Consider the following 12,547-nt stretch of genomic DNA (forward strand, 5'->3'; position numbering starts at 1 on the left):
CTGACGGGACATGCCGCCCGGTTGTTCTTATCCCAGATCGGACATCAGGCCGGAAGCCACCGTCAGGCGCGAAACCGTCAGCTCCCCTCCTTCGGTCAGGGCCTGCAGCCGGTCGCGCACGCGGGCCACGCGCTCGCCGCCGGCGTCCAGCCAGGTCGCAACCGGGTCGGCCTGCTTGCCGAAGCGGGAGAGCGCCGCCGCCGCCATATCGTTGCGGGCGGTGCTGATCGTCTCCGTCGCACGCGAGAGCGCCAGCCCGTCATAATAGTCGGACGGGGTGATCGCGCGCGCGGCATCCGAAATGCGGCCTATGCGGAACGCGTCGGTGACGGCGAAGAATGCCTGCGCCGCCTCGACCAGGCCGGACTTTGCATCCCGCGCGACCCGGGCGATGTCTGGCACCAACTCGGCGATGGGCAGGAAGGCGACACGCTTGGCCAGCGCCTCCGGCGCGCCCGCCTTGAACAGCTCGTGGGTACGCTCCTCCAGCCGGTCTCCGGTAAAGGACGGCAACATCGCGCCGATGCGGCCCTCGAGTGCCTTGCGCGCGGCGCGCAGCGTCGCGATGCGCTCGCCCAGCGGGGCGGCATTGTCATCGTGCTTGAGGAACCACGTGGTCGCCGAATGCACCAGCCGCCCGACCGACTGGTAGAGTTCGAGCTGGAGGCTGCCGTCCACCTTGTTGTCGAGCGCGTCGATCTCGCTGTAGAGCGCCGGCAGTTCGAAACCGTCGCGCACCACCGAGAAGGCGGCGACGGCTTCGGCCGCCGCGCAGCCTGTCAGATCCTGCATGCGCGTGATGAAGGACGGCCCCCCGCGATTGATAACATCGTTGCCAAGCACCGTCGCAACGATCTCGCGCCGCAGCCGGTGTCCTTCGATTTCGGTCGCATATTTCTTGGCCATGCGGGCCGGGAAATAGCCCATCAGGTCGGTATGGAAATGCGGATCGTCGGGCAGCTTGCTGGCCACGATGTCGTCGAACAGCACGATCTTGGCATAGGCGAGCAGGACGCCGATCTCGGCGCGGGTCAGCGGCTCGCCGCGCGCCTCGCGTTCGGCCATCGCGGCGCTGCTCGGCAGCACCTCGACCACCCGGTCGAGCTGCCCCCGCCCCTCCAGCGCCTGCATGAAACGCTCCTGATGGGCGAGGTCGGCCAATCCCCGACGGCGGGTGAGCGAGATCGACAGCGTCTGCTCGTAATTGTTGGCAAGCACCAGCGCCGCTACCTCTTCGGTCATCTCGGCGAGCAGCTTGTCGCGGGCGGGGCGCGTGAGCGAGCCCTTGCGCATGGCAGCCGCCAGCGCGATCTTGATGTTGACCTCGACGTCCGACGAATTCACGCCGGCGGAATTGTCGATCGCGTCGGAATTGCAGCGCCCGCCATTGAGGCCATATTCGATGCGCGCGCGCTGGGTCATGCCCAGATTGGCGCCTTCGCCGACAACCTTGGCCCGCACTTCGGCGCCGATGATGCGGATTGCGTCGTTGGCGCGATCGCCCACCTCGGCGTTCGATTCGCCCGCGCCGCGCACATAGGTGCCGATGCCGCCGAACCAGAGCAGGTCCACCGATGCCTTGAGGATGGCATTCATGATCTCGGCCGGCGAGGCCGTCGTCTTGTCGAGCCCGATCGCGTTCATGGCCTGCGGGGTCAGCGAAACCGACTTGGCCGAGCGCGGGATCACCATGCCGCCTTCCGACATGGCCTCGCGGTTGTAGTCCTGCCAGTTGAGCTGCGGGTTCTCGAACAGCCGCTTGCGCTCGGCGAAGGATTTCGCCTCGTCCGGGTTGGGGTCGATGAAGATGTCGCGATGGTCGAACGCGGCGATAAGCCGGACGCACGGCGACAGCAGCATACCGTTGCCGAAAACGTCGCCCGACATGTCGCCGACGCCGACCACCGTGAAGGGTTCGGTCTGGATGTCGCGGTTCATCTCCCGGAAATGCCGCTTCACCGCCTCCCACGCACCGCGCGCGGTGATGCCCATCTTCTTGTGGTCGTAACCGGCCGACCCGCCCGAGGCGAAAGCGTCGTCTAGCCAGAAGTCATGCGACTGGCTGATCGCGTTTGCGGTGTCAGAGAACGTCGCCGTACCCTTGTCGGCCGCGACAACGAAATAGGGGTCGTCACCGTCACGACGGATCACGCCCTTCGGCGGCACGACCTTATCACCGTGGAGATTGTCGGTGATCGACAGCATCGTCGAGATGAAGTTGACGTAGGCCTTCTTGCCGGCCTCGAAGATCTCGGCGCGGCTGCCGCCCGTCGGAAGCAGGCGCGGGTAGAAGCCGCCCTTGGCGCCCACCGGCACGATCACGGCATTCTTGACCTGCTGCGCCTTGACGAGACCCAGCACCTCGGTGCGGTAGTCCTGGGCCCGGTCCGACCAGCGCAGTCCACCGCGCGCCACGGCGCCGAAACGCAGATGCACGCCCTCGACCTCGGAGCCGTAGACGAAGATCTCGCGCCATGGGCGCGGTTCCGGCAACCCGGAAACGGACCGCGAATCGAGCTTGATCGCGAGCGAACGCGGACCTTCGGATGAGACCGAAAAATAGTTGGTGCGCAACGAGGATTCGATAAGGTTCTGGTAACGGCGCAGAATGGTGTCGTCGTCAAGGTTCGGCACCGCGTCGAGCGCGTCCTTGATCGCCGCCTTGATGTGAAGGGCGGTGACTTCGCCCTCCTTCTGCATGGCCGGATCGAACCGCGCCTCGAAAAGCTGGAACAGCGCCCTTGCGATGTCGGGATAGCGGTTGAGCACGGCTGCGATGAAATCTTGGCTCTGCGGAATGCCGGCCTGCTGGAGGTAGCGCCCGTAGGCCCGCAGGAGCTGTATCTGATGGGCGCCCATGCCCGCGGTCTGCACCAGCGCGGCATAGGCGTCGTTGTCGGTTTCGCCGCGCCAGACCGACAGGAAGACCTCCTCCAGCAACGCGCCGCCGTCGGAAAGGTCGATCGGCTGCCCGAAGCCGTTGACCAGCTCCATGTCGTGGACGAAGGTCGGAGCCGCACCCTCCTCGGCCTCGATCTCGAACGTGCGCTCGCTGATGACGCGGAAGCCCATGTTTTCGAGAAGCGGCACGCGCTTGGACAGCGCCACCGGCATGCCGTGATGATAGATTTTCAGTCCGGCATCGGAAGCTGTGTGGTCTCCAAGCCTGTAAAAATCGATCGCAATGGGGTTCTCAGGGCCGACATTCGCGATCCTGCCCGCGTCGCGCAGCGCAATGTCTGCCGGGAACGAGTTGCGATAGCTCTGCGGCAGGCGGTTGGCGATGGCCACCATCGCGGGCGCCACGCCGGCATCGGCGGCCGCCTCGCGCAGAGCGTCGTCCCAAGTGCGCACGATGGCGCGCAGACCCGCCTCGAGCGCAGCGGTCTCGACCTTCGGGGTCTTGTCCCCCGAGCGGCCGATGATGAAGTGGACGCGGGCGAGGCTGCCTTCCGGGAAGGCCGGATAATAAGCCGACAAACGTCCGTCAAAGATCGTCTTGAGAAAATCGCCGATCCGCTCGCGCACGTTGGAATCGTAGCGGTCGCGCGGCACGAAGACGATGACGGAGACGAAGCGATCGAACTGGTCGACGCGGAAAAGTGCCCGCACGCGCGGCCGCTCGCCCAGCGCCAGGATCGCCTCGGCATGCTTGCGCAAAATCGGAACGCTGATCTGGAACAGCTCGTCGCGCGGATAGGATTCCAGCACGTTGATGAGCGCCTTGCCGGAGTGGTCGCCCGGATCGAACCCGGACCGCGCGATGACGGCGTTGGCCTTCGAGCGCAGATAGGGGATCTTCATCACCGAGCGCGTATAGGCCGTCGAGGTGAACAGGCCGACGATCCGCAATTCGCCGGTCAGCTTGCCCTTCGCGTCGAAGGTCTTGACCCCGATATAATCGAGATAGATGCGCCGGTGGACGACCGACTTGGCGTTCGCCTTGGTGACCAGCAGCGGCTCCGGCCCGTGCAGGAATGCGCGGATCTCGGGCGTGGTGGTCACCGGCTCGGCGCCGCGACGCAAAACCCGCACATCAGGGTCCGCGAGAATGCCGAGGCCTACCTTCTTGGTGCGCTCGAGCGAGCCGCTCTTCTCGCCCCCGACATATTTGAACTCGCGCATGCCGAGGAAGGTGAAATTGTCGTCGCGCAGCCATTCCAGGAACGCGATGCTCTCGGTCACCTCGTCCTTGTCGAGCGGCACCGGCACGTAGCGGAAATCGTGGATCGCCTGATCGAGCCGGGCAAGCATCGGTTTCCAGTCGCTGACGGCGGCCCGCACCTGCGAGAGGATATGCGCCAGCCGGCCCTTGAGCGCTTCCGCCGCTTCCTTGCCCATGCGCGCGACATGCACATGGATGAGGCTGACGCGGTCCGCCTGAGGGTCGGACTTGCCAGCCGACCCGTCGCCGACCAGATCGGCGACGCCGTTCTTGTCGTGCTTGACCAGAATGACCGGGTGCAGCACCAGCGACGCCTCGCCGGCGCTCTCGGCGATCTCGCCGGTGATCGAATCGAACAGGAACGGCATGTTATCGTTGACGATGGTGATCGCGGAAACCGGGCGGCCGTGCCGCAGGAGCGCCGGGTCCTCGTCGATGGAGATCACGCTGTCGCCGCGCTTGTGCCGCTTCAGTGCCGCGTAAGCTAGCCCGGCCGCATGTTCGAAGACGCCGGGATCGTAATCGGAAAGGTCTTCGGCCGGGGCCCTTGCCTTGAGGAAGGCCGCAAGCTTCTCCACTTCAGCCGTTTTCGACTTTGTGGCGGTCGGCTTCCTGGTGCCCGCAACCATGGCGATTCCCTCTCCCAAATAATACTTTTGTCGGTATCGTAGCAGACAAAAACGGTTTGACGAGCCGGGTTGACCACCGGCGCGCGGCGAATATGCAGACAAGCGATGAAAGGGAGATGAAGCGATGGGCGAAAAGGTGACGGCGCTGGATCTGGCGCAGGAGGGCGAGCTTTCCGATGCAACAAAGGCCTATTTCGCCAAATGCGAGGAGAAGCTTGGCCTCGTGCCCAACGTGCTTCTGGCCTATGCGTTCAACGAAAAGAAGCTGCGCGCCTTCACCGACATGTATAACGACCTGATGCTTGGCGATTCGGGCCTTTCGAAGCTCGAGCGCGAGATGATCGCGGTCGCCGTGTCGTCGGTGAACCATTGCTACTACTGCCTCACGGCCCACGGCGCGGCGGTGCGCCAGCTCTCCGGGGACCCGGCGCTCGGCGAGATGATGGTGATGAACTATCGCGCAGCCGATCTGACAGCGAAGCAGAAAGCCATGCTCGATTTCGCCGTGAAGCTGACCGAGCGGCCCGACACGATCGAGGAGGCCGACCGGCAGGGCCTGCGCGATGCCGGCTTTTCCGAGCGCGACATCTGGGACATCGCCTCGACCGCCGCCTTCTTCAACATGTCCAACCGCGTCGCGGCCGCCATCGACATGCGCCCCAACGCCGAATACCACGCCATGGCACGGTAAACGATGAGCATAGATACGTCAGGCACCTGGTGGGTTGGCAGCGAGCCGAGCGATATCGCAGGCTTCTTGGTAGCCTATGCCCCCAAAGGGTATGAGGTTCACGAACTCCGGTTTGCTCAATGCAACTGCGGATCGTTAGCGTTTCTCTTGGACGCGGACGACAATGAGAGTGTCGCGCGGCGAACGTGTACGAGTTGTGCATCCGAGCATTTCATATGTGACAGCGGCGAATACTGGAACGACGCTGAGCCGGAGCGTCTGAAATGCATTGAATGTGGATCGGAGTCCACCAATGTGGGTGTCGGGTTTTCAATCTATCCCGACCGGGGCGGCATTCGCTGGCTCTACGTCGGGACCCGGTGCACCGCGTGCGGAGTACTGGGCTGCTTCGCCGGTTGGAAAGTTGGTACGTCAGACAGTATGAATCTCTTGGAGTCGGTCTGAACTTTCTGGCTCCATTGGACGCCGATAAGGAACATCACGACCGCGCGGCAATCGCGGCGGCGGCCCCCGCCATGGTTGTCGCCGAGACCCGGTTGGCGGCGCGCATGGCGCGTGGGCTGCGCAGCAGACGACGCGCCTGCACGGCTGCCGCGACCCAGAAGAGATCTATGGCGATCAGCACGAGAGCCATCGTCGCCGTCAGCTCGGCCCAGCCGACCAGAGTCACCGTGCCGAGATCGATGATGGTCGGCAGCAATGCCATGTAGAACATCATGATCTTGGGATTGCCGAGCGTGACGGCCATGCCGGCCATGAACAGCCGCCACGGCGACTCGGCACGCGGCATCTCGCCTTCGCGGATCGTCACGGGTGCCGTCCACATCTTCCAGGCGAGCCAGCAGAGATAGGCGACGCCCGCCCATTTCAGCACGACAAAGGCCATGTGAAAGGACTGCGCCACGAAGGCGAGGCCGAAGACGGCCATCGACAGCCAGATCGCCTCGCCGATCCACATCGCGGCCAGAAACGGGAAGACGTCGCGAAAACCCTTGGAGATCACACGCGCCACCAGCGCTGCGATCGAAGGGCCGGGAGAGCCGGCTGCAACCAGCAGGGCGCCGGCAAAAACGACGAGCGAAGTCAGTTCCATTGTTCAGCCCTCCCGGGTCACGGCGTCTACCGTGTCGACAGTGCCAGCCGCAGGCCGAGCAGCGCAAACGCGGCGGCAAAGCTCCGCCGCAGCCACGCCATGACGACCGGGCTCGACAGCACACGCCCGCGCACCAGTGCGGCCATCTGGCCGTAGATGACGAAGACCACGAAGGTCATCGCCATGAATATCAGGGCGAGCCAGACCATAGTGGCCGTCGGCGCGGCTGCATCAGCCGGCACAAATTGCGGCAGGAAGGCGAGGAAGAAGATCGAAAGCTTCGGGTTGAGGATGTTGATCAGTACGCCGCGCCGGGCAATCGCGAAATGCGACAGCCGGGACCGTTCCGGCTGGGCATCGAGCAGGCCGCGCTCCTTCAGCGTGTTCCAGGCCATCCACAGAAGGTAGGCAACACCCGCGAACTTGACGATCTGGAACAGCACCGCGCTGGTATGCATCAGCGCCGCAAGTCCGAGGATCGCGGCCACCATATGCGGAATAATGCCCAGCGTGCAGCCGAACGCAGCCGACACGGATGCGACCCCGCCGCGACCGAGCGCCACCGCAAGCGTGTAGAGAACGCCGGTGCCCGGCGATGCGACGACGATCAGCGCGGTGATCAGAAATGCCAGGTCCACGATGCAGGCCTCCCGATGGAAAGCCCGCATCATCGCCGGAAGCCGGACGCTGTCAATCGAGCGGTGCAGACGCTGCTGACACGGGGATGTCAGACTGTCCGGAAGCGGCGGCGAGAAGAAGCGCCGCATTGACCAACCCGTCGAGCGTGAGCCATACCCGCTGCCCGTCGCGCAAGGGTCTGGCCAGTGCAGTCGTCGCCCCCGGCTCGAACGCCAGTCGTCCGCCCCGCGCCAGTTTGTCGACAGCGCTTCGCGAAACGCCGAGCCCAAGCGCCAGCACCTTGTCGCAGCGAATGCTTGGCACCGGCGACGGCATGCGCATGGTGATCTCCAGAAGTGCGACATCTGCTTTGCAGGTTGAAGCGACCGCCTTGGCAACCGATAGGCCGATATGATCGCCACCGGACTCCCAGCGCTTGATGCCGGTCACGTCGAGGGCGGTTTTCGTCGCAAACCCAGGATCGTTGCGCTGCAATGCGTCGAGCAACGCCGGATCGACCGTATTTCGGGCCCGGCGCTCGAAGATTGTCCGATTCCAAGTCTGGTCGCAGACGGTGCAGCGATAGATCAGCCATGCGTCGAGACGCTTGCCGTTGGCGTTGAGCCGAAACCGGCCGCTGCTGGCGAATGCGCGCCGCGTGTCGCAGCGTGCGCAGGTCAGGATCGGCATGGGTGAGGCGGAAGATGTAATGGTCCAGGTGATGCACAGGGTGCCCGGCATAAGCGCTTGCCCTTGAAAAGGGTCCGGCGGGGCATGCGGGGCGAGACGCCTCGAAGGAGGCTCGGTGCGGCGGCGCTAGGAGATGTTCGGAACGGCGTGTCCGGAGGCAGGCGATGCCATACCGGTCTCGAACCGCCGCCCCTCGCGAACGAAGACGATCTCGCGGGCGCGTTGGCGCACCCGTTGGGGACTGACGATGAGACCGGTCGTTACTGTGGCAAAGCTCGGGGCATCCGCATTGTTTCGGAGACGGCTTCAATAGGCTCTGAACGCGCAAGCGGCAAGATTAAATCGGGAGCAACGGCCGCAAGCCGAGCCCGCGACTGCGGGCCGCCGGTCGTCCGGCGCCCCGCGGAGGGCCAGCCGCCGCGAGGCGGCGATGCGGCCCGTGAGCGAAAATTAAGCCGCGCCGGCCGTCCGCTGCTTCTCGAAGCGCTTGCGCTCGTTGGGGTCGAGATAGAGCTTGCGCAGGCGGATCGACTTCGGCGTCACCTCGACCAGCTCGTCGTCCTGGATCCACGACAGCGCACGCTCAAGCGTCATGCGGATCGGCGGCGTCAGCTTCACCGCCTCGTCCTTGCCGGCCGCGCGGATGTTGGTCAGCTTCTTGCCCTTCAGCACATTGACCTCGAGGTCGTTGTCGCGGCTGTGGATGCCGATGATCATGCCCTGATAGACCTTCACGCCGGGGTCGACCACCATCGGGCCGCGATCCTCCAGGTTGAACAGCGCATAGGCGACGGCCTCACCCTGGTCGTTGGAGATCAGCACGCCGTTGACGCGGCCGGGCAGCTCGCCCTTGTAAGGCTGGTAGGCGTGGAACAGCCGGTTCATCACCGCCGTGCCACGGGTGTCGGTCAGCAGTTCCGACTGGTAGCCGATGAGGCCGCGCGTCGGTGCGTGGAAGACGAGGCGCTGGCGGTTGCCACCGGAAGGGCGCAGCTCGACCATCTCGGCCTTGCGTTCCGACATCTTCTGAACGACGACGCCGGCATGTTCCTCGTCGACGTCGACGACCACTTCCTCGATCGGCTCGAGCAGGTTGCCGTCTTCGTCCTTCTGCATGACCACGCGCGGACGCGAGACGGCAAGCTCGAAGCCCTCGCGACGCATGGTCTCGATCAGCACCGCGAGCTGCAATTCGCCACGGCCGGAGACGTAGAAGGAATCCTTGTCGGCCGATTCCTCGATCTTGAGCGCGACGTTGCCTTCGGCCTCCTTGAGCAGGCGGTCGCGGATCACGCGGCTCGTCACCTTGTCGCCCTCGGTGCCGGCCAGCGGCGAATCGTTGACGATGAAGGACATCGTCACCGTCGGCGGATCGATCGGCTGGGCCTGCATCGGCTCGGAAATGGACGGATCGCAGAACGTGTCGGCGACCGTGCCCTTGGAAAGCCCGGCAATGGCGACGATGTCACCGGCCTGTGCTTCTTCGATAGGCTGGCGCTCAAGCCCGCGGAAGGCGAGGATTTTGGAGACGCGGCCGTTCTCGAGCAGCGAACCGTCGTGGTGCAGCACTTTCACCGCCTGGTTCGGCTTGAGCGAGCCCGATTCGATGCGGCCGGTGATGATGCGGCCGAGGAACGGATTGGCCTCGAGAATGGTGCCGATCATGCGGAACGGACCTTCCTTCACCGTCGGCTCCGGAACGTGCTTGAGCACGAGGTCGAACAGCGGCGCCAGCCCGTCTTCCTTCGGCCCCTCCGGCGCTTCCGCCATCCAGCCGTCGCGGCCCGAACCGTAGAGGATCGGGAAATCGAGCTGCTCGTCGGTAGCGTCGAGGGCGGCGAACAGGTCGAAAACCTCGTTGACGACTTCGATGTGGCGTGCGTCCGGCCGGTCGATCTTGTTGATCGCGACGATCGGCTTGAGGCCGACCTTCAGCGCCTTGCCGACCACGAACTTGGTCTGCGGCATCGGGCCTTCGGCAGCGTCCACCAGCACGATCGCGCCGTCCACCATCGACAGGATGCGTTCCACCTCGCCGCCAAAGTCGGCGTGGCCGGGGGTATCGACGATATTGATGCGCGTATCCTTCCAGTCCACCGACGTGGCCTTGGCGAGGATGGTGATGCCGCGCTCCTTCTCGAGATCGTTCGAGTCCATCGCGCGTTCGGCGACGCGCTGGTTTTCGCGGAACGAGCCCGACTGTTTGAGCAATTCGTCGACGAGCGTGGTCTTGCCATGGTCGACATGCGCGATGATCGCGATGTTGCGGAGCTTCATAGGTCTCTCGGAGGTTCGGCAGGCCCGGCAGGGCACGGGCGTTTTCGGTTGCCGCGCTCTTACAGGCTTTTTCGCAAATGCGAAAGGGGGCTGCCGAACCTTCGGCATTCGAAGCCGAAGGGCCTGCCCCTCCCGCGCACAAAAACGGAGGAGAGGCCGGCTTCCTCAAGCCATCGCACCGGCTGCACCGGCCCTGCGCCCTGTGCTGGTGCGCTTGAGGCCGAAGAGCGGCCGCAGCCACCAGACCCGCCGGATGACATATTCATGGAGGATCAGGCAGCCGCCGACAGTCGCGACCACGATGATGGTCGCCTCGCCCCACACCGGCAACCCCGAACCGATCATCGCATAGCCAACCACCACGATGATCGACTGGTGCAGGATGTACCAGGGGAATACCGCCTCGGTCATGTATTTCAGCGCTGGCGAGGTCCAATTGAGGAACCGCCGCGCCAGACCGAGCAACGTGGTGATAACGGTCCATGCGTAAATCGTGCGAACCACGCCGAAGACCGGCCAGAAACCGTCGATCCGGCGAAATTCGTCAAGGTTGAGCCTTGCGACAATGATCGTGACGCCGAGCGCCAGGGCGATCGCTCCCGCAACCGGCAGCACACGGTCGACCGCCGACCAGAATGTCTCGTTGCGGGCCGCGAACCAGCCGACCAGAAGCACGGTCAGATAGTTTGCGTGCGTTGCCCAGTCGCCGACCAGCGCGTGGGTGGTCGGGAACAGCGGATTGAGCACGAGCGCGTAGAACGCGAAGGGCGCGGCAATGAGCAGGATCGTTGCAGGATGCCGCCGCAGCCAACCGGTAACGGTGCAGCCGAAATTGCCTTCGACGGTTTTCAGCAATGGGGCCAGCCCTGCCAGCAGCAGCGTATAGACGAGCACATAGGCGACATACCACAGGTGATTCCAGGTCGGCGTTATGATCGAGAAGCCTTCCCCGAAACCGAGATAGCGCGGATAGAAGTCGACGATGCTGCCCCGGAATTCGCCCTTGTAGCAGAGCTCGAAATAGGCCTGGGGCACGACCAGCACCAGCATGCCGAAGGCAAGCGGCACGAAGAGGCGCGCGCTCCGTTCCGGCAGCAGCGCCTTGAAGCCGCGCGCGTCGGCCGCAAAGCGCAGCGCGACACCCGAGATGAAGAACAGGAGGGCGAGACGCCACGGATTGAGCAGCAACATGGCTGGCTCCAGGAACGGCGAGGCGTGGTCGCTCTTCACGTGCCAGCCCCACGTCACGTAGAACATGCCGATGTGGTAGAAGATGAGCGCGCCGAAGGCGAGAACGCGCAGCCAGTCGAGATCGTGGCGACGCGTGGATTGCGGAACGGAAATGAGGGCGGACATGAATGGTCTCCGAAAGCTGTGTTGCGGAGCGAGCCTAGTCACCGTCGCCCGACGGCTGATAGCGCCCGGTGACGGACGCCGGCCCGGCGGGACGAACGGCACGGCGCGATCCGGCGCCCGTGACGAGTGGCGGCGCAGGTGGGACGAGCGGCGGACGCCAACAGGAGCACCTGTCGCGTCATGACGATGCCCGAAGTCCTCAGCGACGATGAAATCGAGCGGCGGATCGGCCGCCGCGTCTTCCTCATTTGCCTGACGTTCTTTCCTCTCGTCGCGGCGATCAACGCCGCCTCCTGGTGGACCGACGCCGTGCGCATCGGACTGGCGGTCGACCCGCTGCAGCCATGGTTCTACGAGTTCACCAGCATCGCGGTGATCCTTGCGCTGGTGCCGCTGGTTATCCTGCTCGAAAGGCGGTTTCCGCTCGCCCCGGGGGAGCTGCTGCGCACGCTCGCCATACTGGCGGCCGGCAGCGTGGCGTTCTCCCTGCTGCATATCGCCGGCATGGTCCTGCTGCGCACCTTCCTGGCGCCGCTGGTGCTCGGCGGCAATTACTGGTTCTTCGACGACCCGGTGACCGATCTGGTTTATGAGTTCCGCAAGGACCTGTTCCCCTATGCCGGCATCATCGCCATCGCGACCCTGTCCCGCAGCGTCGAGGAAAGCAGGCGCGAGGCGGCGGCTACGCGCGCCGAGGCCCGCGAGACCGGGCGGCTGACGTTGAAATCGGGCGGCCGCTCCTTCTTCATCGACGCCGGCACCACGCAATGGGCGCGCGCGGCGGGCAACTATGCCGAAATTCGCGCGGGCGGACGGACCCTGCTGCCGCGTGTGACGCTGACGGCACTGGAGCAGCAGCTCCGCGAGGCAGGCGTCGACATGGTGCGGGTCCACCGCTCGCATCTCGTCAACCGCTCGATGGTCACCGAAATCGTTCCGGCTGGTGACGGTGATTTCCGCATTCGGCTACGCGACGGCTCGGAGATCAGGGGCTCGCGCCGCTATCGCGACCAGCTCGGCGCCTGACG

Annotated in this window: 8 protein-coding genes; 2 read left to right on the forward strand and 6 right to left on the reverse strand. The window is 64.8% G+C overall.

The window, feature by feature from the left end; genetic code table 11:
* Positions 1 to 27: 27 nt before the first annotated feature.
* Positions 28 to 4,794: an NAD-glutamate dehydrogenase gene (locus V1479_RS00555; RefSeq protein ID WP_368801215.1), complete on the reverse strand. Its 4,767-nt coding sequence runs from the start codon at positions 4,792 to 4,794 to the stop codon at positions 28 to 30.
* 124 nt (positions 4,795 to 4,918) lie between these two features.
* Between V1479_RS00555 and V1479_RS00560 the strand changes: the two genes are divergently transcribed.
* Complete coding sequence (locus V1479_RS00560; RefSeq protein WP_173188987.1) at positions 4,919 to 5,485, forward strand: peroxidase-related enzyme; 567 nt, start codon at positions 4,919 to 4,921, stop codon at positions 5,483 to 5,485.
* Positions 5,486 to 5,963: 478 nt separating this feature from the next.
* Here V1479_RS00560 and V1479_RS00565 read toward each other — a convergent pair whose 3' ends face one another.
* The 5 genes from V1479_RS00565 to V1479_RS00585 form a co-directional block, all read right to left on the reverse strand.
* The gene (locus V1479_RS00565) at positions 5,964 to 6,578 is read right to left on the reverse strand and encodes a LysE family translocator (protein ID WP_368801216.1); all 615 of its coding nucleotides are present in this window, start codon (positions 6,576 to 6,578) and stop codon (positions 5,964 to 5,966) included.
* A 26-nt stretch (positions 6,579 to 6,604) separates the two neighbouring features.
* Positions 6,605 to 7,216: a LysE family translocator gene (locus tag V1479_RS00570; RefSeq protein ID WP_368801217.1), complete on the reverse strand. Its 612-nt coding sequence runs from the start codon at positions 7,214 to 7,216 to the stop codon at positions 6,605 to 6,607.
* 52 nt (positions 7,217 to 7,268) lie between these two features.
* Positions 7,269 to 7,937 (reverse strand): DUF1062 domain-containing protein, encoded by a 669-nt coding sequence (locus V1479_RS00575; RefSeq protein WP_368801218.1) that lies wholly within the window; start codon positions 7,935 to 7,937, stop codon positions 7,269 to 7,271.
* Between the two features lie 399 nt (positions 7,938 to 8,336).
* Positions 8,337 to 10,163 (reverse strand): translational GTPase TypA, encoded by a 1,827-nt coding sequence (gene typA / locus V1479_RS00580; protein WP_173188979.1) that lies wholly within the window; start codon positions 10,161 to 10,163, stop codon positions 8,337 to 8,339.
* A 165-nt stretch (positions 10,164 to 10,328) separates the two neighbouring features.
* Entirely contained in the window at positions 10,329 to 11,519 is a 1,191-nt protein-coding gene (locus tag V1479_RS00585; protein WP_368801219.1) for an acyltransferase family protein, read from the reverse strand.
* Between the two features lie 180 nt (positions 11,520 to 11,699).
* Between V1479_RS00585 and V1479_RS00590 the strand changes: the two genes are divergently transcribed.
* Entirely contained in the window at positions 11,700 to 12,545 is an 846-nt protein-coding gene (locus V1479_RS00590) for a LytTR family DNA-binding domain-containing protein (RefSeq protein ID WP_368801220.1), read from the forward strand.
* Positions 12,546 to 12,547 lie beyond the last annotated feature (2 nt).

The sequence above is a fragment of the Neoaquamicrobium sediminum genome (assembly GCF_040970315.1).
Taxonomy (GTDB): domain Bacteria; phylum Pseudomonadota; class Alphaproteobacteria; order Rhizobiales; family Rhizobiaceae; genus Aerobium; species Aerobium sediminum.